The 24,846-nt window shown below is 47.8% G+C and carries 18 protein-coding genes; 6 read left to right on the forward strand and 12 right to left on the reverse strand.

The window, feature by feature from the left end; translation table 11 throughout:
• Nucleotides 1-184: 184 nt before the first annotated feature.
• A complete protein-coding gene (locus FN124_RS31210) occupies nucleotides 185-574 on the reverse strand; it encodes an amidohydrolase family protein (RefSeq protein WP_221887855.1) in 390 nt (129 codons plus the stop codon).
• A gap of 56 nt (nucleotides 575-630) precedes the next feature.
• Nucleotides 631-885 (reverse strand): hypothetical protein, encoded by a 255-nt coding sequence (locus tag FN124_RS31215; RefSeq protein ID WP_221887856.1) that lies wholly within the window; start codon nucleotides 883-885, stop codon nucleotides 631-633.
• A 177-nt stretch (nucleotides 886-1,062) separates the two neighbouring features.
• Between FN124_RS31215 and FN124_RS21375 the strand changes: the two genes are divergently transcribed.
• On the forward strand, nucleotides 1,063-2,238 hold the full coding sequence (locus tag FN124_RS21375) for an amidohydrolase family protein (protein ID WP_142686822.1): 1,176 nt from the start codon (nucleotides 1,063-1,065) through the stop codon (nucleotides 2,236-2,238).
• Between the two features lie 149 nt (nucleotides 2,239-2,387).
• Complete coding sequence (locus tag FN124_RS21380) at nucleotides 2,388-3,914, forward strand: family 43 glycosylhydrolase (RefSeq protein WP_142686823.1); 1,527 nt, start codon at nucleotides 2,388-2,390, stop codon at nucleotides 3,912-3,914.
• Between the two features lie 120 nt (nucleotides 3,915-4,034).
• Here FN124_RS21380 and FN124_RS21385 read toward each other — a convergent pair whose 3' ends face one another.
• The 3 genes from FN124_RS21385 to FN124_RS21395 all read right to left on the reverse strand — a co-directional run bounded on the left by FN124_RS21385 (nucleotide 4,035) and on the right by FN124_RS21395 (nucleotide 9,601).
• Complete coding sequence (locus FN124_RS21385) at nucleotides 4,035-5,246, reverse strand: S41 family peptidase (RefSeq protein ID WP_142686824.1); 1,212 nt, start codon at nucleotides 5,244-5,246, stop codon at nucleotides 4,035-4,037.
• A gap of 175 nt (nucleotides 5,247-5,421) precedes the next feature.
• On the reverse strand, nucleotides 5,422-7,767 hold the full coding sequence (locus FN124_RS21390; protein WP_142686825.1) for a PDZ domain-containing protein: 2,346 nt from the start codon (nucleotides 7,765-7,767) through the stop codon (nucleotides 5,422-5,424).
• A gap of 418 nt (nucleotides 7,768-8,185) precedes the next feature.
• Complete coding sequence (locus tag FN124_RS21395; RefSeq protein ID WP_142686826.1) at nucleotides 8,186-9,601, reverse strand: aminotransferase-like domain-containing protein; 1,416 nt, start codon at nucleotides 9,599-9,601, stop codon at nucleotides 8,186-8,188.
• A gap of 90 nt (nucleotides 9,602-9,691) precedes the next feature.
• Here FN124_RS21395 and FN124_RS21400 point away from each other — a divergent pair, with 90 nt between their 5' ends.
• Entirely contained in the window at nucleotides 9,692-10,588 is an 897-nt protein-coding gene (locus tag FN124_RS21400) for a DMT family transporter (RefSeq protein WP_142686827.1), read from the forward strand.
• Between the two features lie 117 nt (nucleotides 10,589-10,705).
• On the opposite strand, the gene FN124_RS21405 is transcribed toward FN124_RS21400, so the two are convergent.
• From FN124_RS21405 to FN124_RS21425, 5 genes are all read right to left on the reverse strand, one after another.
• Nucleotides 10,706-10,996 carry a DUF1330 domain-containing protein gene (locus FN124_RS21405; RefSeq protein ID WP_142686828.1) on the reverse strand — a complete coding sequence of 97 codons (291 nt, stop codon included), beginning with the start codon at nucleotides 10,994-10,996 and terminating at the stop codon, nucleotides 10,706-10,708.
• Nucleotides 10,997-11,014: 18 nt separating this feature from the next.
• Nucleotides 11,015-11,422, reverse strand: a complete 408-nt coding sequence (locus FN124_RS21410; RefSeq protein ID WP_142686829.1) for a DinB family protein — start codon at nucleotides 11,420-11,422, stop codon at nucleotides 11,015-11,017.
• Nucleotides 11,423-11,489: 67 nt separating this feature from the next.
• Entirely contained in the window at nucleotides 11,490-12,215 is a 726-nt protein-coding gene (locus FN124_RS21415; protein ID WP_185937307.1) for an AraC family transcriptional regulator, read from the reverse strand.
• A gap of 137 nt (nucleotides 12,216-12,352) precedes the next feature.
• Entirely contained in the window at nucleotides 12,353-13,591 is a 1,239-nt protein-coding gene (locus tag FN124_RS21420) for an RNA polymerase sigma factor (RefSeq protein ID WP_142686831.1), read from the reverse strand.
• Nucleotides 13,591-13,935, reverse strand: a complete 345-nt coding sequence (locus FN124_RS21425; protein ID WP_142686832.1) for a YciI family protein — start codon at nucleotides 13,933-13,935, stop codon at nucleotides 13,591-13,593. Before FN124_RS21425 ends, FN124_RS21420 begins: the two co-directional genes overlap by 1 nt.
• A 382-nt stretch (nucleotides 13,936-14,317) precedes the next feature.
• Here FN124_RS21425 and FN124_RS21430 point away from each other — a divergent pair, with 382 nt between their 5' ends.
• A complete protein-coding gene (locus FN124_RS21430) occupies nucleotides 14,318-16,252 on the forward strand; it encodes an alpha-L-arabinofuranosidase family protein (protein ID WP_142686833.1) in 1,935 nt (644 codons plus the stop codon).
• Between the two features lie 110 nt (nucleotides 16,253-16,362).
• On the opposite strand, the gene FN124_RS21435 is transcribed toward FN124_RS21430, so the two are convergent.
• A complete protein-coding gene (locus FN124_RS21435) occupies nucleotides 16,363-16,788 on the reverse strand; it encodes an SH3 domain-containing protein (protein WP_142686834.1) in 426 nt (141 codons plus the stop codon).
• A 24-nt stretch (nucleotides 16,789-16,812) separates the two neighbouring features.
• Nucleotides 16,813-17,301, reverse strand: coding sequence for a BON domain-containing protein (locus FN124_RS21440; RefSeq protein ID WP_142686835.1), 489 nt, complete (start codon nucleotides 17,299-17,301; stop codon nucleotides 16,813-16,815).
• A 371-nt stretch (nucleotides 17,302-17,672) separates the two neighbouring features.
• Between FN124_RS21440 and FN124_RS30955 the strand changes: the two genes are divergently transcribed.
• Together FN124_RS30955 and FN124_RS21445 are read left to right on the forward strand one after the other, a co-directional pair.
• Nucleotides 17,673-20,207: a SusC/RagA family TonB-linked outer membrane protein gene (locus FN124_RS30955; RefSeq protein ID WP_185937308.1), complete on the forward strand. Its 2,535-nt coding sequence runs from the start codon at nucleotides 17,673-17,675 to the stop codon at nucleotides 20,205-20,207.
• Nucleotides 20,208-20,211: 4 nt separating this feature from the next.
• Entirely contained in the window at nucleotides 20,212-24,702 is a 4,491-nt protein-coding gene (locus FN124_RS21445; protein ID WP_185937309.1) for a TonB-dependent receptor plug domain-containing protein, read from the forward strand.
• Nucleotides 24,703-24,846 lie beyond the last annotated feature (144 nt).

Raw genomic sequence — 24,846 nt, forward strand, 5'->3', positions numbered from 1 at the left:
ATGGAAATTTATGACAATAAAAATGGACTGCCTCTGAAAGACGCAGAGGCAATCCATTCTAATAACAGAATACAATATTCCCTTTATGCACCAGCGACTTAACCGGTGAAACCCTTGCTACTGCTTCGGCGGAGCAGGATGCCTCCAGGAATACAAGGTTTGCATCATCGCCAGCTTTAGGCCATTATTGTTTTCCTTTATCATCCAGGGGAAGTATATACCTGGTAGCAAAGCCCAGTGTTCTTGAAAGTGCCCATTCTGAATTATAGCCATACAGGCCTGCAATGAGTTTTACTTTCCTGAGCATATGGCCAGGGCCAAAAGTGCTCCAGTGATCCTGGATATTATCGTTGCCCACCAGCACTTCTACACCATGCTGTGGAAAGGCTACCAACTCAGCGCCGGCTGACTTCTTTTGTTTTTCAGCGCGGTTTCCAGGTGCTTTAATGAAATCAAAGCCGGAGGTGGGATCGATATTGAAATGGGAGCGGATATAGTGGGTACCGTTCGGCTGCAGGAACTCAATCAATTTGCCGGCCCGTTCCACGGAGGTTTTCAGCCATTCAGGAATCATCTTCTGCTCATAGGCAATCTGGTCCTTTACAGTTTTCCTTTTGCCGAAACGGCCTGCTATGGAAGGCCATAGAGCATCTTGTCCAAATGGGCATGCATATCCTTGAAGACAGGGAGCATCAGCCAGCCTTTTGCATCAATGGCATCCCGGCCTGCATCGTTAGGGGTGACAGCCTTAATTTTACCGTCTTCTGTTTCAACACAGAAAAGCGCGGTATTCGTTTTCACTACTTCTTCGCCATCGTACTCAAAACCCGTTTCCGGCAACACATTTTTAAATGTGTAGCAGCTGGTGTTTGCTGTTTTATCCATTGGTTTCATTTACAGCAAAGTAAGGGGTAAATATCTCCGGAACTTTGTGTTATCTATACGGATACTTGAAAGATTTATAATTCCCGGCAGATTATTGATAAATCTTTCAAGGTATATCATGAATCTTTCACAGATCAGGTTGCCAGGAAGATTATTTTTGTAAAAAAGATAGGGACGATGAAGAAAACGGAAATATCCCGTAAAGAATTTATAAAAATGTCCGGATTGGGATTTACAGGAATGGCCTTTGCACCCGGCCTGCTGGGCCCTGCAGGGACGTTTGCCGGTACTGCAGCAGGCAGCAGCGGAAAAAGCTACCTGTTAAAGAATGTGCGGCTTGAAACGGGATTTGTTTACGAGGAAGGGGAGGTAGTACACACAAAAACAGAATTGTTCTGCATAGAGATCAAAGACGGAAAAATAAAAAGTATTTCCGCCAATAAACCGGAGTCCGCCAATGCTATTGATGCAAAAGGCTGGCTGATGCTTCCTGCCTTCAGGGACATGCATATCCATCTTGATAAAACTTTCTATGGCGGCCCATGGCAGGCAACCAGGAGAGGGCAGGGGGGCGTTAAGGGCATGATTGCGCTGGAAAATAAAAAGGATTCCTTTGGTGCGGAACTGGTGGTATTTCCACAGCATGGCGTATTCTATACTGATTCAGTTCCCTGGTTAAAGGAGGCGGCAAAAATGGACATTGATTTTATTGGCGGACTGGACCCGTATACCATTGATGGAGCTATTGAGAAAACAATAGATTTCACGGTACAACTGGCGCTGGACAATAAAAAGGGAATTGATATCCACCTGCATGAATCAGGAGAATCAGGGCTGAAAACAGTAGAATACCTGATTAAAAAGGTAAACGAGAATCCTGCCCTTCAACACAAAACATTTTTAAGCCACTGTTTTGTGCTGGGCAGGATCGATAAAGTGAAGCAGGAGCAGGTGGCAGAGCAACTGGCGGCAGCAGGTATAGGTATTGTTTCCACCATTCCTTTCGGAGGACTGATTATGCCTATACCTGTGCTTTATAAGTATAATGTAAATGTGATGACCGGCAACGACAGTATCATTGATCACTGGAGCACATTTGGATCCGGAAGCGTATTGGAAAAAGCCCATACAATGGCCCAGTTATACGGTTATTCTACGGAGTTCCTGCTGTCGAGAAGCCTGAAGCTGGCCACGGGAAATATACTCCCGCTTGATGATAAGGGAGTGCAGCAATGGCCCAGGGCCGGCGATGCAGCAAACCTGGTATTGATAGATGCCAGCTGCTCTGCAGAAGCAGTGGCAAGAATATCGCCGGTAAGATCCCTGATAAACAAAGGACAAATCGTGTATTAAGTATCCTATTTTAAAACTGTGAACAAAATGCGGGAAATTATTTTCCCGCATTTCTTTTTTTGGGAGATGCCTATGCGCTCTGATAATAATTTACTATATTAGGAATGATACAACCCTTTTCCCACGTTAACAGTTAATCCGCTTAATCCATGAGAGAAAATCCTGTCTATTTGTTTGCCTGGGTATGTTTTGCCCTTTGTTTTGCCTGTAAAAAAATAAGCCCTGATAAACTGGCCGCTATTGATGGCGGTACAGCCAATTTAATTAACGGGGTGAATGAAGCAGACTTTACCGTTGAAAACACCTTCACGAATCCGCTGATACCACGTGGCGCTGATCCCTGGGTGGCCCAAAAGAACGGAGAATATTACTTCACGTATACACAGGGAAGTAAACTGGTGCTTTATAAAACAAAAGCCATGACCGAACTCGCATTGGCAACCTCGCATGATGCATGGATCCCTCCGCAGGGAATGCCATATTCAAAGAATCTCTGGGCGCCGGAGCTGCATGAAATCGACAATAAATGGTACATCTACTTTGCAGCCGATAACGGTACTAATGCCAATCACCGTATGTATGTGGTGGAGAACAGCTCCACGGACCCCACACAGGGCACATGGGTATTAAAAGGCAAAGTGGCTGATTCCACGGATCAATGGGCCATAGACGGTACCGTTTTCAAATATAACGGGCAGATGTACATGTTGTGGTCCGGCGGTAATGCAGGCGCCGCACCGCAGCGTATCTACATTGCTCCAATGAGCAATCCCTGGACGATCAGCGGTCCGAAAGTGGCAATTTCCAGTCCTACCTATTCCTGGGAGATGAACGGAAACGCCATTAACGAAGGCCCCCAGGCGATCATTAACCCTAACGGGCAACTGCTCGTAGTATACTCCGGCAGCGGCTATTGGGTGGACACCTATTGCCTGGGATTATTGAGTCTTAATGCTAACGGTGATCCCCTGAATCCTGCCGACTGGGTGAAAACACCCAATCCTGTTTTTTCGATGAGCGCAGATAGCGGGGCCTTTGGCCCGGGGCATAATGGCTTCTTCAAATCGCCCGATGGTACGGAAGACTGGCTCATCTATCATGCCCGCAGCGCTGCCGGCGGAGGAGGCAGGAATGCACGCATACAGAAGTTCACCTGGAATGCAAGCGGTGCGCCTGATTTCGGCATGCCGGTTAAAATCGGATCTCCTGTGCCCAAGCCCTCCGGCGAGCCTGTCAGGAAGATGTATAAAAAAGAGAACTGGTCAATTGCCGGGTTCAGTTCAGAAGAGCTTAACAACAGCCGGTTAGCGATACGGCTTATAGACGACGACCCGGCCACGCCCTGGATAGCGCGCTATTCCGCTCCTGCCACCAACTACCCCGATCACTGGATTGCGGTTGACATGGGAGATACGCTTTGTGTAGATGGTTTTGTATTCATCCAGAAAGACGGCGACCGGAAAATAAAAGAGTTGCAGGTCCTTGCCGGTAATGATAATCTCAACTGGGAAGATCTTGGAACCACTGTGCTGCTTAATCTCTATCCCAATAAGCAGTACTTCACCCTTCCTGCAAGGAAGCAATTCAGGTATTTTAAGCTGGTACCAAAGTCGGGGCTGGATAGCCAGCCGCAGCCCGGATTGGCGGAAGCGGGGACGTTTGTATTGGATAATTGAGTGTTGGGTTACAGCCCGCCGGCGCCGGCGGGCTGTAACCCAACATTGGTGCAGGTGCCGCCTGTGGTAACAGGTAATGTCACAGCGCGCATCCGTAATAGTTGATCAGCAGAATAAATTCTATCGCTGGTAAATATATTCCAGGGCTTCATCTTTATAATTAACAAAACTGGCAGCGCTATACGTTATTTCCTTATCGGGCATTAATGCTCCTTTTTTACCTTTCCAGTTTTCCCAGTACATGGTAGAATAACCAATTACGATTTTGGTGTTGGGAAGCCGGAAGCCCCGCACTTCTCCATAATGATTGATATTACCGCTGGTCATCTGGCCTACCAGGATGGCATTGGTATGTCTTTTAAATTCAACGGCATTCATTAAAGCGGAGGAAAAAGTTTGTTTTCCTATCAGTACATAAAAATGGCCTTTCTTATTCAGATAGCTGTGTTTGATGCTATCGATAAATGGCGACAGCACGCCCGAATTGCCCCCACTGTTAAACCGGAGATCAAGGATGATTTTATTGGGATGCAGTTTTTCTATTGTTGAAAACAGCTCCGTGTTAAACTGCGGGAATGGATTATTTTCATCCTCCGCGCAGTGAACAAAGTTGAAGTAAATTATTTTTCTTGCTTCGTCATATGTATACCAATAATCTTTATCATTGTGCCTGTAGGGAAGTATGTTGTTGTACTGGCTTGCAGTGGTCAGTTTCAGGCTATCCTTGTTTATTGCATTAAGCGTTAGCTGGTATGTTTTATGCAGGGGATCCTGAAGCGTGAATACCGCATATTTATCAGTTTCAAGGATACCCAGTCCCTTAAGAAAAGATGGGTTGTTGAGGAACTGTTGCTGGTAAATATCAAAGTAAGACCTGTTATCAGATTTAATCACTTCTTTAAATTTCCGGTTAATTTCATCTATAGGATGCCCGTTAATGGCAATGAGTTGTGAAAGAAGCGCTGTTGAGCTGCCGGGATCAATGCCGGTAACAAAAATACCATCTTCAAACCGCTCAAATTTTATTGGTAAAACCAGCCTGAATACAGGTTCGATCCTGGTATGCTCATCACCGATAGAGACATTTAACCTGAAAAGCTCTACCATAAAGGTTTCTTCATTCAGGCTATCGATTTTGGAAGCTACAAGCGCCACTTTATTTTCAAAATCAGCTTTGCTTATTTTATTGAAAAGATTCTTATGTTTTACGGGCAGTGTATCTCTATAGTACATTAAATCATCCAGCAGCGCTTTCCCGGAAAGATGTTGAGAGAAGCAATGGTTGGAAATTAAAATTGCCAGGAGGAACAGGAGAGAGGAATATCTTTTCATGTTGGTACGGTTTACTTAAAAGCCCCCGAAGGAGGGCAATGTTCTAACTGCTTCCAATATACGTACAAAGGATATAAGTTGCCTGGCCGGAAATCTGCTTGATTATTTGAGGGGAAGGGCAGGATAACGCCGGCAGGCGCTATCCTGCTTCTTTTCAGCCGGTGATAGTACTTTGTTATTTTACCCTTACCTGCAGCACCTGCTTTTGTTGGTTCCGCATGATCTCCACCGGGATTTTCTCTTTGCCTTTTGCTGCTTCCAGAATTTCCAGCAGATGTTTAGCGGAAGTTACTTTTATGCCGTTAGCCGTGCAGATAACGTCTTTGGGCCGGATCCCGGAAGCGGCCAGTAAACCGTTCTCCTGAACGGATACTACTATGGCGCCGGATTCATCCTGCAGGCCGTAGGCGGAACGTTCTTCCATGCTTTCTACCGGCTTTACCATGCCTCCCAGGAAAGGCAGTCCTGCCGGCTTTAGTGTTTGTTGTGATTTATCCATCACCAGTGCAGGGATCACCGGTTGCAGGGCCAGTGCTTTTAAACCGGGCTCCTGTACGCCAAAACTATCCATGGCAAAATTTTTAAAGCCGATGTTAAGTGCGGGAGAGTTGGGAGATACAGTATAATCGCCCTTCTCCGGGTGCAGGAACTGTGGGTCGCCTGCAATGCTATGCGCATCTGTTCCGTTGCTGCGGGCCAGCTCCAGCGCCGCTTCATCTGGGAACAGGTTATTATTTACCTGCTGGCCCCAGTCTTTCACCTGTATGGGGAAGTATTTGCGCATCACTATATTATTTTCAAACACATCCTGGCTGTTGGCAAACCATACGTGCGGATGAAAAGAGTTGTTGATCATAATATTATTTTTCACCACGCGGTTAAAGCCTTCCCGGAGCTTCAAACCGCCATTGAGGCAAACATTGTTATAGATCCTGTAATTGGAAGAGCCGTCATCCAGGTCTATATCCCATCCATGATCGCAGCGGAAGCGGTTGTTGCGGATGATCACCGGCCGGATGGCATCCAGCTTCACCAGTTCAGGGTGTGCAGCAGTAATACTGTCCATATATCCCCTGTCGGGCGCCCAGTAACGGTCGCGCCCCCACGAATTAAAGGCGCCATGATCCCCTGTTTCCAACACGGTATTAAACACATCGTTGTATTCCAGTACGTGGCCGCCAAAGCAGCCATCGCCGATATTGAGGCCGGCCCGGGGCGTGTGGAAAATGCTGTTATGACTCACGGTAATGCCCGAAGAAACGGTAATCTCTACACCAGTTGCCTGCTTTTCAATTTCGCCTACGTGATGAATAAGACTATTGGTGACCACGCACTCCTGTGGGTAGTTATTGCTGCGGGGACCGGGTGTTTTATCCAGCTGATCATACGGCGTGAACTCTTCGTAGCGGAAATTGGGAGAGCGTACCGCTTTCAGGTCGCCAATAAAACAAACAGCGCTGGCGCCAATATCATGGATGTAGCACTCTCTGATCGTATCATGATAGTTATAGTTACTGAGCATTATGGCATTGCCTCCAAGACCGGCAAACTCACAATTGCTGATGCTGCAGTTTTCGGTACCATCAAACAACACGGCCCCGCCCCGGTAAATGGTCCAGTCGCTGCGCAGCAGCTGTTCCTTTGTATCCATAAAGGAGCGCTCATTATGCACAAACCGCAGCCCTTTTAAGCTAATGTTACGTACAGGCTGAGTAGGAGTGCCTTTTAGTATTATGCTGTTCTTCAGGCGTGATACTTCTATCCGGGCATCTGCGGGCGACAGGCCAGCGGGGGGATAATAGTACAACAACCGGGCTTTGCTGTCGAGGTACCATTCGCCGATGGTATCCAGCTCCTGCAGGTTGTTTTCCACGAACCTGAGCGTTGCATGCATTTTATTGGGCCGGTTGTTCTGCCACCCGCCTTCGAGTAGGGGCTGCCCATCTTTCATGCCGGTGATGCGGTAATGAAAGCCGCCCCAGTCGGATGCATGAATGGCATGCACATATCCATTTTCCGGGTGCTCCCATTTGGCGGCACGCTCTACCGCATCGGCAGCGGTGCCATGAAACACTTTGGCAGACAGATCATAATTGGGATAACGGGCCAGCACCTGCAGCTGCCCGTTTACATACAATCTTTCAAAAGAAATACCGGCAGGCACAGTGGCTGAAAAGATGCCATTCTTATAGGGTTTCCATTTAAGCGAAAGCGGCTGCCCAGCACTGATGAAAACTTTCTCCCCGTTAAATGCACTTATCTGCAGGCTTTTGCAGGCCATGTTTTCAGCATTCAGCGTAATTTCCTTTCCGAGATAGTAAGTGCCTCCGTGAAGCAGGATCACCACTGACTGCCCTTTTTGTTTTGCTGCCCGGGAAACCGCAACAGACAAGGTTTTCATCGGCCGGGATTCATTGCCTGCATGGGTATCATTTCCCAAAGGGGAAATATGATAAAGGGTTTGCGCATTTGCCTGTTGTATCATCAGTAAGGCACAACAAATGAGAAGGAGTTGCTTCATAATATACTATTTCCAGGCTGGCTTCCAATAGTGCAGCGTCATTGTTCTACCAGTTCACCGTCATTCAGCGATTGACCAGCCCGATACATACCGCTGATAATTATACGTGAAATTTTGGTTGTTTACTATCTTTCAATTCCCTAAATCCAGGTAGAAGGTAGGTATTCATTGCGGGAAAAGAATGAAGCGGATAAAAAAATATTGATAAAAATGAAAATTATACCGGATATAAGACTCCCTGCTATAAAGCGTATGGGATACGTTCAGGAGTTCGTATACCCTTCGGGGTTATTATTTATCCTTATCTGCCTTAATTAATCCTATACCAATGGCTTTTTTTATAAGCGCTACGCTGTTTTATTTCTAAAGGTTTTCCATGAGTTTTTTTGCAGATGCCCGGTGTAGGATCGCTCAGCAATTATCGCATGGTGGCTGCCAGTTTGCCCAGCAGCTGCAGTTGCCTTTCCAGGTTATCGGTCCAGGGAAGGCCAAGAGAAAGCCTCATACAATTTTCGAACTGATCCTGTAATGTAAACATTCTTCCGGGCGCAATACTTATTTTTTGTTTGATGGCTTTTTCGAAGAGCTTTGTAGTGCTGGTGTTTTTATTAAGCTCTACCCATAGCGACAGTCCGCCCTGCGGCCGGCTTGTTTTTGTACCGGCGGGGAAATGTTCTGCAATGGTGCGTATATAATGCTGGTAGTTATCCTGGAGGGTTTTCCGGAGTTGGCGAAGATGATTTTCATACCTGCCGCTTTTCAGAAAACCGGCTACAGCTTCCTGTGTTATGGCTGTACATGATAGTGCATGTACCAGTTTCAGTTTCAGGATCTGTTCCTTGTATCTTCCCGGCGCCAGCCAGCCAACCCGGTATCCCGGTGCAAGCGTTTTTGAGGCAGAGCTGCACCACAGCACCATACCTTTTTTATCGAATGTTTTACAGCATTTCGGGCGTTGTGCATCAAAATGGAGATCGCCGTAAATATCATCCTCAATAAGAGGGATATGATGCCTGGCTAATAGTTTTACCACTGCTTCCTTATTTTCGTCGGGCATGTGGCTTCCCAGGGGCGTATTGAAGTTTGGAGCAAGGAGGCAGAGCTGAATTTTTGGAATGGCTTTTTTCAGCGCATCTATTTCAATGCCTTTGGTTGGATGCGTGGGCAGTTCAAGCACTTTCAGACCCAGGCTCAGGGCCAGTTGCAGGCTGCCGGGATAACAGGGGCTTTCCATAGCGATAGTATCGCCTGGTTTTGATAAAGCCATCATGCAAAAAGACAGTGCATTCATTCCGCCTGCTGTTGTGAGCAGGTCGTTTTCATCCAGGTTGCCGCCCCAGGCAAGTGAGCGGGCGGCAATCATCCTTCGCAGCGTAACATTGCCCTGTAATGGCTCGTAGCCAATGCCGCCGGCTTTAAGCGTACGGGTGGCCAGGGCTATTTCCCTGTTTAGTTTTGCCAGGGGAAGCAATTTCCCGGAAGGCGAGCCAATGGCAAAAGGAGTGAGGTCGTCTTTTCCCAGGCCGGCATATACTTTCCTGATCAGCTCATCCGGTTCCTTGTTCCTGCCTGTTGCAGATGGCTTGCTTACCGCGGTGAGCGGGAGCCTCAACTGGGGCTGCAGATTTACAAAATAGCCGGATTGCGGTTTTGAGCTGATGAGCGACAGGGCTTCCAGTTCCATGAAAACTCTTTTGGCGGTGTTCATGCCAATGTTATGTTGCAGGCATAACATTCTTACGGAAGGCAGGCGGTCGCCCGCTTTCAGAACGCCGTTCCTGATCTGCCGGGCAATGCCGTTGGTAATAGTAGTGTATAGAAAGTCTTTAGCCATTTTCAAATATAACTGTGTCCATCAAAATAAACAAAACTGGGACTGTGTTTATTGGATACCTGTTTCTAATTTTGTGGCAATTCAGATATTATGACAGAGGCAAGTATTAACACTACCGCATCAAACACAACAGGCGGCTGGATAAACGGGTTTATCGGCGTATTGATTTTCAGTGGTTCCCTGCCGGCGACAAGAGTAGCGGTACTCGATTTCGACCCGGTGTTTTTAACGGTGGCCCGGGCCTCCATTGCGGGCTTGCTTGGTCTTGCCCTGTTACTTGTTTATAAAGAAAAGTTGCCGGTAAGAAAACAGCTGCTTCCATTGGCTATTGTAGCCATAGGGGTGGTGGTGGGTTTTCCTTTGTTAACCGCCCTGGCGCTGCAGTATGTAACATCGGCGCATTTAATAGTGTTTGTAGGCATGTTACCGCTTACTACGGCTATATTCGGCGTAATACGGGGAGGAGAGCGCCCGCGGGCGGCGTTCTGGTTTTTTTCGCTGATGGGAAGTTTCCTGGTGATAGGTTTTGCCGTGTTCCAGGGACTGTCGGCCTCACCGGCGGGCGACATACTAATGCTGCTGGCTATTATCCTGTGCGGGCTTGGATATGCGGAAGGGGCAAAGCTTTCAAAGGACCTGGGTGGATGGCAGGTGATCTCCTGGGCGCTGGTGCTTTCGTTGCCTGTAATGGCGCCGCTGGTATTTGTGTTGTTCCCGTCGTCGATAAGGGGAATAAGCCTGCCGGCCTGGGTAGGACTGGGTTATGTGTCTCTGTTCAGTATGCTGATTGGCTTTGTGTTCTGGTACCGCGGACTTGCGCAGGGAGGTATTGCGGCCGTGGGGCAATTGCAGCTGCTGCAGCCATTTTTTGGATTGGCCCTTGCTGCCGGTTTATTGCATGAGCAGGTAAGCATTGATATGTTAGGGATCACCGTTGGGGTAATTCTCTGCGTGGCGGGATCGAGGCGGTTTGCAAAACAGCGGTAGTGTCGCAGATACTTGCATGCACTATGCCCCACCGGGCCGGCGAAAAACGGCAATAAGCTGCAAAACCGGCTGATTGGTTTTACAGCTTATTGGCCGGTTGGTAATTTAGCAATAAGCTTATTCCAGCGCATGCACCAGTATCATGTTGCAATTATCCGTACAGCGCCATCTGAGCTCCTTCAGCGGCTGGTATTCGGGGTCATTATAGCATTGCAGCGCTGCAGCTTCTGAAGGAAATTTAATAACAGCATTCATCCGTCTGGCAGTTCCTTCTATAGCTTTAGCCCGGAGGTCGGAAGCCAGTACTTCCGCGCTATATTTATGCAGTAACCGTAAAACAGGAGGACCGTACTTTGCATATTCTTCTTCGTTAACAATATCGTAACTGTTGATATAATATACCGGCATATAAATTTATTAAGAAGATCAGTAAATATATTCAGGTGGTACGATGTCTTTCATGCGAAGGTAAATGGTGGCTTGCCCGCGGTGATGCGTAACATGGTCAATGGTGGCATAAAACCCAGCGATTGCCTGTTCTGAAAGAGGAAGGCTTTCCATGTTTTTTTTCAATGCTGCAAATGCTCCGTCCAGATACGCAATGGTAGCCGCTTTGCCGGTGGTGGCAGTGGGAGGGTTCCAATCGGATGATTGTTGCCTGATGTAATTTTCCTCCCACCATCCTATGCCGTAGCCTATATGGTGCAACAGCCCGGCAAAGGTCCATACGGCAGGTACCGGCTTAAAATCGTAGTTTTTTTCGGGCATGGATTCAGCTACGGCCAGCGTATAATTCCTTGCATTTTCGAGGGTAGTTAATAACTGCGTTTTCATAATCTGAAATTTGTTACCGCAAAATTAACCGGTGGATTTGCCAGGTGTTTAAGGAAAATTGCTCTTTTTAAGAACGCATAGAGGAAGGGGATTTCCCGAACTGTTTTTTATAGGCAGCGGAGAAGTGCTCAAGACTGTTAAACCCGGTGGAAAAGGCAATGTCCGTTACCGGCAGGCTGGTATTGCGAAGCTGCAGGGTGGCCTGTTTAAGCCTTACCTGTAAGAGGTAGTTGTAAGGCGTGGCGGCAGTGATCTGTTTAAAAAGACGGTTGAAATGAAAGGGGCTCATATTGCCCAGTGCAGCAAGTTGCGGAAGGGTGACATTGTCTGCATAATTTTCATTGATAAATATTTTCACCTGCTCTATCGCCGGCAGGTAATTCCTTTTCTGTTTATCATTCAAAGGAGGCAGGGGATGAAGGGGATCACCGGCAGATAACACCATCATGAAAAGATCGTTCATCAGTTGTTCCGCCCATAAACGCGGGTAATGCGTTTTTCGCAGCAGGCTGAAAATATGCTGATGCAGGAATTCCATTTCAGGAGTTGCCTTTACCAGGATGGATTGAATATCGGCGTTGTTAAAGAACCAGGAAAAAGAAGCTGTATGCTCCATTAAACGGTCCGCGCTTTCTGCCGGGAAAGAAAAGATGGTACACTGATCCGGTATATTGTGCACATGCGCCACCCGGTGCTCATAACCGGGTTTGCAGAGCAGGAACAGGCCGCTGTAAGCATCCAGTTCCTCCCGGAAAACCCTGAAACGGAAGTTGCCTTTGCGGATGTAGGCCATAGAAAATGTTTCCTGGTATTCTTTGTCAGACACTGTGCACTCCTGGCACCGGCACAAAAAATTATGTACCGTGCAAATGGGAGATTGATAAAGCGTTTGTATATCTGCCTGCATGATATAAAGGTATAAAAAATAAATCAGCGGCCCAGCCGTTCTATTTCCCGCATCAGTGTTTTCTTTTCTGCTGCTGATTTGGTGAGATGGATGGCTTCGCGGTAATGCGCCGCTGCTTTTTCTGCATCAGTGGATGCATACAGGTAACCCAGCAGGGAGTGGTAATGACTGTTGTGGTGCAGTCCCAGTTTCTCCGCTTCTTTTATGCCGGCTGCATGGCCATATACTCTGGCAAATGCAAAGGTGCGGTTCAATGCAGTCATGGGGGAGTATTCAATTAATATCAGCTGGTTATACAATTGCAGGATATGATTCCATTTATTGCCGGCATCTGGAGTAGTATGCCAGTAGGCGATACCGGCTTCCAGGTGATACTTGGATGCTTCATTTCCCGTACAGGCATTTACGAGGTAATAGTTACCCTGTTGGATCAGCTCTTTACTCCACAGGTTTTTATCCTGCTGTTCGTAAAGAATAGTTTCTCCTTGGTTGTTGGCCCTTGCGTCCAGCCTGGAGCTTTGAAAGCACATCAGTGCCAGCAGGGCATTGGCCTCCGTGGTGTTGGTGAGCGGGTTTTCGGTAAGCACCAACGTAAGCCGGATGGCTTCCGAGCACAGTTCCTTCCTGATCAGGTGATTGCCTGATTTGGAAAAGTATCCTTCATTAAAAAGAAGGTACAGGGTTCTCAGCACAGTGTCGAGCCGCTCTTTGATGGCAGCTTCCTGTAGTTGTTCCACCTGGAAATTATCGGCGCGCAGGTTGGCCCTGGCCCTGAGCAATCTCTTTTTAATAGTTTCATTTTTGGAGAGAAAGGCATCTGCGATTTCCTCCACGCTGAACCCGCAAAGGATCTGCAGCGCCAGGCAGATCTGCGATTCTGCGGCGTTGGCAGGATTGCACACGGCAAAGATCATGGCCAGCTGGCTGTCGGCGATGGTTTGAGGCGTGAAATCAAAGTCGGGCTCCCGCCGGGTTTCGCCATCGCTGAGCGCTTGTTTTACCTGTGTTTCATAGATGGAAACATGTTTGAGATAATCCTTTGTTTTATTTTTTGCAACGGTATACAGCCATGCAGTGGGATTTTCGGGAATGCCCCGCGCACCCCATACCTCCGTGGCTTTCAGGAAGGTTTCACTGACAATGTCTTCTGCTGTTTCAATATGCTTCAAGCCAAAATGACGGCATAGTACAGCCGTCATTTTGGAATACTCCAACCTGAACAAGTGAGGCAAAAGCTCCTGGTATGGAGGTGTACCGGTCATCAGCTTTTTTCTTCGGGTTTTAGTATAGCCCTTACTTCTACATTACCGCCGGCTTTGAGCACCGGGTTAGCCTGGGCAAATTCAATGGCTTCTTCAATACTGTCGGCTTTAACGATCATATAGCCGCTGATAAATTCTTTGATTTCCGTATAAGGCCCGTCTGTTACTACGTTGTTGGGCTTCACTGTTTTAGCAAGACTGGCCGATAACCGGTTTCCTTTATCTGCCAGTTTGTTCTGCGCGGCAATACCAGCCAGCCAGTTCATCCTTTCCTGCAATTGTTCAGGAGATGGATTATCGTGCGAATTGGTACTGTTCCTGAAAATTAACATGAACTCTCTCATAACTTATAATTTTATAGTTTCGTTATTATAACGACCGGCTATTCATAACGGGGACAAATAACTTTAATTTTCTTACAGGTAAAAATACTTTATACCGATGATTCTATATCATACCTGTCCGGCCCGGGACCATAGGCGTCTTTTGTGATGCACTATTGATACAACAGATACAGGTATCAGGCTATATCTCCCGGAAAAATTGTTCTTCATCCCCCAAAAACTATTCCCCCATATAACAAAACGCAGGCATCTTCCGGAATTATAAAAAATAATTGTCAAATTGACGATTAATAAAATAGTTTTTATTATTTTTCCTGCCGGAAGATGCCCCGGGAGTAGCTAACCCCGCCAGGGCAGGCATTTTTTAAACTTAATACACGTTATGAAAACGCTTTCAAAGAAACTGGTTTATTTATTCCTTGTTGCCAGCCTGGGCACACAACAGGTTTTTGCACAAACAAAGCAGGGAGGGAAACCGATTTCCCCCGACCTGTTTGGAATTTTTTTTGAAGATATCAGTTATGCGGCAGACGGCGGCCTGTACGCAGAATTAATCCAGAATCGCTCGTTTGAGTATACGCCGGCCGACAGGTATGGATGGAATCCTTTCACTGCATGGGAATACGTGACTAAGGGATTTGGCTATGGCGCCATCAGCGTGGAAAGTCAATCGCCTATTCATTCCAATAACCCGCACTACGCCCTGCTTACCATTGAGGAGCCGGGACAGGAAGGCATAGGTCTGCAGAACAATGGCTTTGATGGCATCCCAATCAAAAAAGGGGAGCAGTATAACTTTTCTGTATTCACCCGGTTATTGTCTGCAACGCCTATTCCCTTATCCGTACAGCTGCGCAGCCGCAAAGGCGAAGTATACGGTGAGGTAAACCTCGCAGCGGATGCTAAGGAGTGGAAGAAAGGCGGCGGTGTTATTACTGCAAGCGCTACAGACGACAGCGCGGTACTGGTGATCACCGCCAAAGCCCGGGGCAGGCTGGGCATCGACATGGTATCTTTATTCCCGGTTAAAACATTTCATGGCCATGCCAACGGGCTGAGAGCCGATCTGGGACAAACCATTGCAGATCTGAAACCCCGCTTCATGCGCTTCCCCGGCGGCTGCCTGGTACATGGCGATGGTCTCGAAAATATGTATCGCTGGAAAAACACCATTGGCCCCATAGAGGAAAGGAAGGAACAGCGGAATATATGGAACTATCACCAGTCGATGGGGCTCGGTTATTTTGAATACTTCCAGTTTTGTGAAGACATAGGTGCAAAACCCTTACCTGTAGTACCTGCAGCGGTAAGCTGCCAGAACTCAGGCGGCACCTGGCGCATAGGCGGCACCGGTCAGAAAGGATTACCGATGGAGGAGATGCAGGACTATATCAACGAAATACTGGATCTTATTGAATATGCCAACGGACCGGCCACTTCTACCTGGGGCGCCAAACGTGCCGCTGCAGGTCATCCGGAGCCTTTCCACCTGGAATACCTGGCCATTGGCAATGAAGACAAACAAACCCCCGTTTTCAGGGAACGTTTTAAGCTGATTGAAACGGCAGTGAAGCAAAAGCACCCGGAAATCACGCTTATTGGGACAGTAGGCCCGGCCCCTGCAGGAGAAGATTTTGAAGCCGGCTGGAAGTTCGCCAACGAAAACGCATTGCAGATAGTGGATGAACATTACTACGAAAAGCCTGAATGGTTCCTGGAACATAAGCGACGCTACGATTCTTACAACCGCAGTAAATCAAAAGTATACCTGGGCGAATATGCGTCCCGCGGCAACACCTGGTTCAATGCGCTGGTGGAAGCGGTGTATATGACAGGGCTGGAACGTAACGGCGATGTGGTGCGGTTATCGTCGTACGCCCCGCTGCTGGCTCGTACAGGGCATACTTCATGGAATCCTAACCTGATCTACTTTACAGGTACCACCATCACCCGCACGCCTAACTATTACATACAGCATTTGTTTTCAAACAATGCAGGCGACCGTTATTATGAAGGCATCGTGTTGCTGGATAATGACGTTAATACAGGTGCGTCTTGTGTGAAAGACAGTAAAACCGGCGACATCATTATCAAACTGGTGAATGCCGGTGAAAGTAAAGTGAAGGCCAAAGCCAGTGTTGGCAGCCTGGCAGCGCCGCGTGCAAATGCAGCAGTTACCGTATTCACGGAAAATACCACGGACAAAGATGCACCGGCAGTTGTTACTGCAGACAGCCAGATGGAAGCTGGCAAAGTGATAAATTACGACGTAGCTCCCCGCTCTATAGTGCTTATCAGGATACCGGGGAAGAAGTAAGTTGTCTGGTATGGTAAATTTTTGCCGGGTATGTAAAGAAATACCAGGGTTATAAAAGAAGAAGCGTCCCGCATTCATGCAGGACGCTTCTTCTTTTTATATTCATAGCGTTATTCCACGGGTTGCAGATACTGCGCATAGGCATAGCCTTCCTCGCCGTTATCTGTGCGGATCAGCCACCACTGGTCGCTTTGTTTACTGATCAGCGAAACAATTTCATTGTGCGCTGCCTTACCAACAATAGGCTGGTCGGTGCCGGGGCCTTTGCGGATATTCAGGTTAGATGATTCTGTGATCACTTTCAGTTTAGCGCCTGCAACAGCAGTTGCTACATTAATATTCATTACCACATCGCCGGTCAGGAAGTTGGGATCGATCTTTCCATAGATGTTCCACAGCTGGTCTTTCACAGCGCCGGTAGGTGCCTCGCCTTCTATATGCAATACGCCATCCAGTTCGCTGACTTTCAGGTTGCTGGTACCTGCAGCCTGTGCTGCATCAATCAACTCTTTGTATTTATCCTGTAATGCTGCCATGATTATTGTATTTAAAGAGAAAGATTATTTTACTTTTAAACCTGAAGCATCCACTTTTTTAGGCTTCAGGGCATCCAGCGCCATTTTCAGCTTTTTCCAGCGGTCTGCTTTCTGCTCGCCGGTAATAGTGATCACTCCGTCTTTAACATCCGCCTGGATGCCAGGGAAATCTTTTACGATACCGGCTACCGCTGTTTTCAGGGAATCATCGGCAGTAACTTCCGGTGCAGCCGGTGGAGGCGGAGGAGGGGTTACCGTAACATTGTTAACAACACTCTTAACACCCTGGTTCAACTTTACAGCAGCTTCTGCGGCATCTTTATCGGACTGGCTGGCAACAGATCCGGACAGGGTAACTACGCCATCCTTAACATCTGCAGTTACGCCGGGAGAGGACTGCAGGGCAGTAGTAACGGCAGCCTGTATGTCTGCATCTTTAGGTTTCGATTTGCAGGAAATCATGAACAATAGTCCCACGGAGAGGATCACTGTGGTCAGGTGTTTAAGTTTCATAATCATACTGAGGTTTTAATGATGAAAAAATAGGTTCTTAAGTTAAGTATCTTTTTCCATGTGGCAATAAGACTGGAAGAGTTGTTTATTTTTTAATAAACGACAGGTATGTTCTTTTTAACGGGATAGGCTATCCGCTTTTTCAATTTAAAGGAGCAGGGAAAATTTTTTTTCGATGCTTATGGAATTATTCTTCCGCCCGCATCATGCGGGTGAAAGCATCCTTTTTATACAGGGATAGATTTTAAAAGGATGATAATTAATTAGATAGGAGTATAAATGTATCGTTATGGAAAAGTTACTGACCGGCTAGCAGCCCTGCTTTTACTTTAAGAATAGACCTTATATTGATAAATGTAAAAATGTATGCCTTGAAATATTTACTCCTTCTGTTACTGTTCCCATCCCTGATTTTTGCACAGCAGGTAAACCCTGTGTTATCACCGGAATACAGCCGCCTTATCCACGGGGATACCACAGCAAATGCTTCCCTTCCTGAAAAGCGGTGCCAGGAGCTTACCGTGAAGCGGCTATACCCGTTGAATACCCCGTTGCGCAAGATAAGTGTGAAAAACAATGAGCTGGTGATGCGTGCCGCCTATCCAAAGAAACTGCTGCTTGCCGGCGAATATACCACCGGTATTGCTTTTAAAACGGTGAACCGCCTGCCCGCCCTGCAAACAGCCTATGCACAGGGCCGATCCATACGGGGAGCGCTGGCCTGGCAGGGCTCCGAAACCAATGAAATGTTCAGCTACGGCCCCTTAATGAGCCAGCTGGAGTATAACGGGCAAGCCTATCCGTACGATGTAAACGGTAAACTGGTACCATCCGGTACGGGCAACGGGCATCACCCTGCCGGCTATACGAACAGCATCTTCAGAACAGGCGCAATGTTCTCCCAGGGCTTTAATCTGAAAACAACCTTACTGGTAAATGATGTGCCGCTCCACGAGTTTGGTATCCGGCTGGGGCATGCAACGGAGAAAAATATTATCCGTTATAACAGCAATAACACCAAAAGCCTGGAGGCAACCGCCGGTACCCGGATTAAATGGCTGCATATCAGTGGTAAATACAATTACCAGGAAGATCAGTTTTCCAACACCAACAGGGCTGGCTTCCTGAACAGGGTATACCAGCAATCGTTACTTACCCCCGCGAGCTTTGATAACGGCCAGGGCTACACGCTGAACAACGGGCAAAGAAGTTATGCGCAAGCCGCCGATAACCCCAACTTCCTCCTCCGCAACAACGGGCACTATTACCGCACCTATGCCCACCAGGGCAGCCTGCAACTGGAACGGAATGCCTGGAGGAAGATGAAATATAAGATACTCCAGTCATACAGCCGTAAATCAGAGAACAGCAATGAAGATATTAAGCCCGGCACTGCGGCCTTCCCTGAGGGGCTGCCACTGCAAAGAGAAAAAGATGACAGGCTATATCAATTGAACGGAGAAGCCACCAGGGATTTTGACTATTACCTGCCTGATGTGCGAACCCGGGCCACCGCGAACTATGAGCTAACTGATACCCGCTCAGATATCCGTTACCAACCGGTATATGATGAAAGCTACCGGTATCAGCGCACCACGCAGGAGCTTAATCTTCAGTCGCTCAGCTCCTACAGGCATTGGAACTGGCCGGAGATCAACCTGGGCCTGGGTAATAAGATCTATGTTTCCAATACGGCCGGTAAAAGTTATTACCTGCTGCCGGATATCAGCCTGGCGGTGGATTATAAGCTGCCCAACGGTTCCTGGAGCATACGTGCCAGGTCAGCTTATTCGCGTAATGCCACTGAGCTTCTCATCAACAGGCCGCTTTCCTACGTGAACCTGCTGCGTTTCTCCGTTCGGGATGCAGGGAGTTACATACAGGTACAGGAAGTAGCGGGGTATGATCACCTGCTGCCGGTGTTGCAGGAAGAATGGACAAGTAGCCTGCAGCTTTACAGGAATTCCCTGTTAAGCTTCACTGCCTCGGTTTTCAGGAGGAATACCAAACAGGACCTGTTCCCCGTGGAAGCGGAAGGACAACTGGTATTAAGGAACATGGCCAGTCACTATAACGAAGGAATTGACCTGGAACTGAAATTCTTCGAAGATAATTTAAGGAAGAAGACAGTAGCCACTTCCCATGCCCTTTCCTTTTTTGCATACCGGAATAAAGTAACCAGCGTGAACAATCCCTACAATCATACGCCCATAGCCGGCTTCAGTGACGTGCACACAGCGTTGATAGAAGGGCAGCCACTGGGAGTAATAGTGGGTAGCGCCTGGCAACGCGACGCAGCAGGCAACCAGGTGATTGGGCCTGATGGGTTTCCATTGGTGGCAAAGGATCCTGCCATTATCGGGAATCCCATTCCTGATTTTGTGATGAAGCTGCATAATAGCATGCAATGGAAACGTTTCTCTCTGCAGGCCGACCTGGAATGGAAACACGGCGGCGACCGGTGGAATGGCACACAGGCAGCATTGGACTACTATGGCAGATCACAGCAGTCGGCCAACGGTAGGAACATTACAGGTTATGTTTTTCAAGGCGTGCAAACAGATGGCCGGCCAAATAATATCCCGGTGGATTTTTATAACCCTGAAAAAGATATCAGCAAAAACCGTTGGGTCAGGTACGGGGTCAGCGGTGTGGCAGAAGACTATATAGAACGGGCCGACCGGCTCCGCCTGAATACCGTGAAGCTCAGCTACCATTGGTTGTTCCGGCGTATTGTTCAGAAGCTTACCCTGAGCGCATATGTCAATAATATCCTGTTATGGTCGCCCTATAAGGGAACGGACCCCGATCAGTTATTATTTGACCAGGCCAATAGCACAGGATTGGATTTCTTCAATCTTCCTGCTGTCAAAACTTATGGTTTTAACGCATCCATTCAATTCTGAGATCATGAAAAAAATTATCAGCTTCCTTTGCATATACCTGTTCACCATACTGGCTGCGCAGGCCCAAACATACGACTATACCTCGTTTAAAGAGAAGATCTATATTCATACCAGTCATGTTTTTTTTCAGCCGGGTGAGGAAATGTTCTTTAAACTATACCTGGTAAATGCGAAAGATCAGCAGCCTTCTTCCCTGAGCAAGGTAGCGTTTGTAGACATACTGGACCCTTCGGGGAAAGTATTTAAAAAGCTCAGTTATAAGATCACAGATGGTTATGCTGAAGGCTCTTTTTATTTTGAGCCTTCCGTTCCCGGTGGTATTTACAGGCTCAAAGCTTATACCTCCTGGATGCGCAACGAAAACGACAGTACCTTTTACACAAAGGAAGTTACCGTGCAACAGGTAATCCCGCCCCGTGTACTGATGAAACTGGATTTCCCCAAAAAAGGCTATGGCCCCGGCGATGAAGTGACAGCCGATTATACGATCAGGAACTTATCCGATCAGCCCATAGCAGGGCATGCCGTGAATTATAAAGTGAGTATAGGCGGCGCCGTTATACAAACAGGTAAAGCCGTAACCGGCGGCAATGGTAAGGTATTGCTGCAATTCAGGCTGCCGGCGGATCTTAGCACCACCGACGGGTTACTGAATGTAACCATCGACTATGATGCCTATAAAGAATCCATTTCACGCAGCATTCCTATTGTACTTAATAAAATAGATCTGCAGCTGTTGCCCGAAGGAGGTGCAATGGTGGCGGGGCTTTCCAGTAATATTGCTTTCAGGGCCGTGAATGAGCATGGCAAACCAGCCGATATAAAAGGAGTTGTGCTCGATCATGCAGGGCGGCAGGTGAGCACCTTTGAAAGTTACTATGCCGGTATGGGAAAATTCTCCTTTACACCGCTGCCTGGTGAAAAGTATACGGTAAGAATAATTTCACCGCTGCATATTTCACAGGTATACGATTTTCCTGCCTGCAGGAGCGAAGGCGTGGTGATGAATTTTATAAAGAAAGATGAAAAGCTTCAGTTGGAACTATCTGCTATGACTGATCAGCTGGTAACGCTGACAGGGCGGACAAAAGTAGTGACCTATTACACAAAAGTATTGCAGCTGAAGAAAGGCACGCAGACTGTTGACATAGATGAGTCTCTTTTTCCAGCCGGTATTGCGCGGTTTACCTTGTTGTTGCGCAACAAAACCCCTGTTGCAGAGCGGCTGGTATTCTTGAACAGGAATAAGGTAATGCAGGTGAGCGTTACTACCGATAAAAAAGAATACCTGCCCAGGGAGAAAGTGAAAATGACCATTAAAACGATGGATGATAAGGGAACGCCGTTACCATCCAATTTATCCGTTGCAGTAATGGACGACAAGCTTTGGACCTATGCCGATGACAAGCAGGATCATATTTTATCGTGGTTGCTGATGAGCAGCGAATTGCATGGGAAGATAGAAGAGCCGTTGTTTTATTTCCGGGAAGATGAGCCTAAGGCGGGTCCTGCACTTGACCTGGTGATGCTTACCCATGGCTACCGTTATTTTGATTACATCCCGCAGGCAAGGAACGGTGAATTGCTGAAGTATATTCCTGATGAAGGCCAGGTGCTGAGCGGCACTGTGCTGAACGCAAAAAAGGAACCTGTGCAGGCTACTGTTTTCCTCATCAATACCGGTGATAACGGGAAGGCTATACAAATGAATACAGATGATGATGGCGCCTTCTTTTTTACCAACCTGGATCCACTCGGCAGGTATTGCCTTATTGCAAGGCCTGTAAAAAAACGTGAGCTGGTAACCATACGGATAGAACAACATGGAGTGGAGCTTAATGAGATCAGGGCGCGCAAGTTGCTGGAGAAAGGTGTTGTACTGCGACCCGCCGTACAGCCGTTACCGGTAGTGCCTGAGCAAAAAGAAGATGCTGATGCTGTAATGAATATGGTGAAGATCGAAGATGCAAAGGCCCTGGAAGAAGTGATAGTGGTGGGTTATGGTGTGGAAAAGAAAAGATCTGTGACCGGGGCAGTGAAAATATACCAGGGTGAGGATATTGCAGGCAACAATGAGGAGGTACTGAAGGGCAGGGTAGCAGGGTTGGTGGTACTGCCCCCGTGGAATCCCGGCGGCGCGGAAGATATACGGATCAGGGGAAATGCTTCGCTTACGGGTAATAACCAACCTTTGTTTGTGGTAGATGGTGTAGTGATGGAAGGGCTGGATATGCAGCTGAGCCCAAATGATATTGCCTCCATTGAGGTGATTAAGGATATGGCTGCCACTGCCATTTATGGTACCAGGGGCGCTAACGGCGTGATTGTTATCCATACCAAAAACAAGCTTCCCGACAGGATCCGTTTCAATCTCGGCAAACGAAGCTATTATGCTACCGCGGCAGTGCCGCCCAGTCAGACCAGCTTCTCCGTGGCAAGGCGTTTTTATGCGCCGCATTACGCAACTACGGATACGGATGAACGAACTGATTTCCGTGAAACCATTTACTGGAACTCTGTAGTGCAAACAGATAAGGAAGGCATGGCTACGGTGGAATTTTACAACTCTGATGCCGCTACCACTTTCAGGGCAATTGCTGAGGGTATTGCCTGGAATGGCAAGCCAGGCAGGGCGGAAGCTACCTGGTCGGCCCGCAATATGTTGCAGATAGACGCCAAAATACCGCCTTATCTTACTATTGGCGACCAGGCGATGGTGCCCCTGGTACTTAAGAATAATAGCGCCTCTGCTATACAACTGGATATTAGTATAGCCGTTCCCGTTAATATGTCGGCCGGCAGGTTTGAGAACAAGGTGACGCTGGGGCCCAACGGCTCCAGGCAGGTGCTTATTCCCCTGGAAGCGGTTGCGCCTACCTCTGGCACAGTGAAGTTTACCGTGCATGGAAAAGGCGTAACGGAAACCCTGTCGCTTCCCATAGCGGCGGCGCAGCGGGGTTTTCCTGTTATACATACTTTTTCAGGTGAAACATCTGCGCAGCATTCCTTCCAAATCAGCGAACCGGTAAAAGGCAGTATACAAACCAGGCTGCAGGTGTTCACCTCACTGGAAGGGCAGCTGCTGGATGGTATTGAGTCCATGCTGAGAGAGCCTTATGGCTGTTTTGAGCAAACCTCCTCCAGCACTTATCCAAATATCTTCATCCTGAAATACCTGAAAGAGTCCGGGAAATCGAACCGTGAAGTAGAAGCCAAAGCGCTGGAATATATTGAAGCGGGTTACAAGAAGCTAATTGGCTTTGAAACGGCCATGGGTGGGTTCGAATGGTTTGGGCATACGCCGCCGCATGAAGCGCTTACGGCCTATGGCTTACTGGAATTTACAGATATGCAGGCATTCATTGACGTGGATAAAAGCATGCTTGCCCGTACAAAGTCGTTCCTGCTTGGTCGCCGCGATGGCGAAGGCGGCTTTAAGTTATCGGCTGGTGGTTATGATAGGTTCAGGTCGGTGCCCGGCAATATTGCCAACCTGTATATTGTATATGCGCTTACACAGGCTGGCGTGGGCGGTGAAATACAGCGGGAGTATAACGCCGGGGTGCAGAAAGCGCTGGCCTCCAACGATGGTTACCAGCTGGGACTGATGGCGCTGGCAGCGAGCAATATGAAAGATACCAGCAACTATCGCCGCCTGATGGCTGCGCTGAAGGAGAATTACAGGAAGGAGAACCTGGCGGCTGCCACATCTGTTGTTAATTCCAGGGATGCTTCGCTCCGCGTAGAGGCGTTGTCGTTATATGCCATGGCGCTTGCCCGTGAGCAGCACCCGGACATGGCTGCTATTGCCATTGCCATCTCTAAAATACTGTCTGAAAAGGTATACTACGGTTACGGATCTACGCAGGCCACGGTGCTGGCGCTTAATGCGATTGTGGAATGCGTGAAATTAAAAGGGCGTGCGGAAAGCAACGGCGTTATCAGCTTCCATCTCAATAACGAGCCGCTTGAAGTAGGGCAGGCATTCAGTCATGCAGTGAAAACCGGCGTCAATACTTTTGCCGTGGAATATAGCGGCCATCAGCCAGGTTTGCCATACAACATGGAGCTGTCTTATTTCACTATGCAGCCACCAGGCAGCGCTGCAGCAGAGTTGCGGCTGCATACCGCTTTAAGCGACAAGCGCACCAAAGCCGGTGAAACTGTGCGGATGAATATAGAGGTAAAGAATATTAAATCCACGTTGCAGCCCATGGCCATTGCAAAAATCGGCATTCCTGCCGGTCTCTCGCTGCAGCCCTGGCAACTGAAGGAGCTGGCAGAGAAGAAAGAAGTGGCCTATTACGAGATCTTCGATAATTACCTGGTGCTCTACTGGATGGGATTCGCCGCGGGCGAAACCAAATCCGTCAGGCTCGATCTGAAAGCAGATGTGCCTGGTAAATACAAGGGAAAAGCGAGTAACTGTTATCTCTATTACACTCCCGAACATAAGCACTGGCAGGAGGGAACCGCTATTGAAATTGCGCCTTGAGCGGATTTTGTCTGACTCAGGATTATGATGATTATGATGATTCCGCTGATTTGACTATTGGGGATTTAAAAAGATTTGGGGAGAAATTAGCAGATGCTTTCGCTTATATCTTGCCATATTCTTTAAATCAAAACCTGAATTTAT

The sequence above is a fragment of the Chitinophaga polysaccharea genome, assembly GCF_902150045.1.
Classification (GTDB): Bacteria; Bacteroidota; Bacteroidia; order Chitinophagales; family Chitinophagaceae; genus Chitinophaga; species Chitinophaga polysaccharea_A.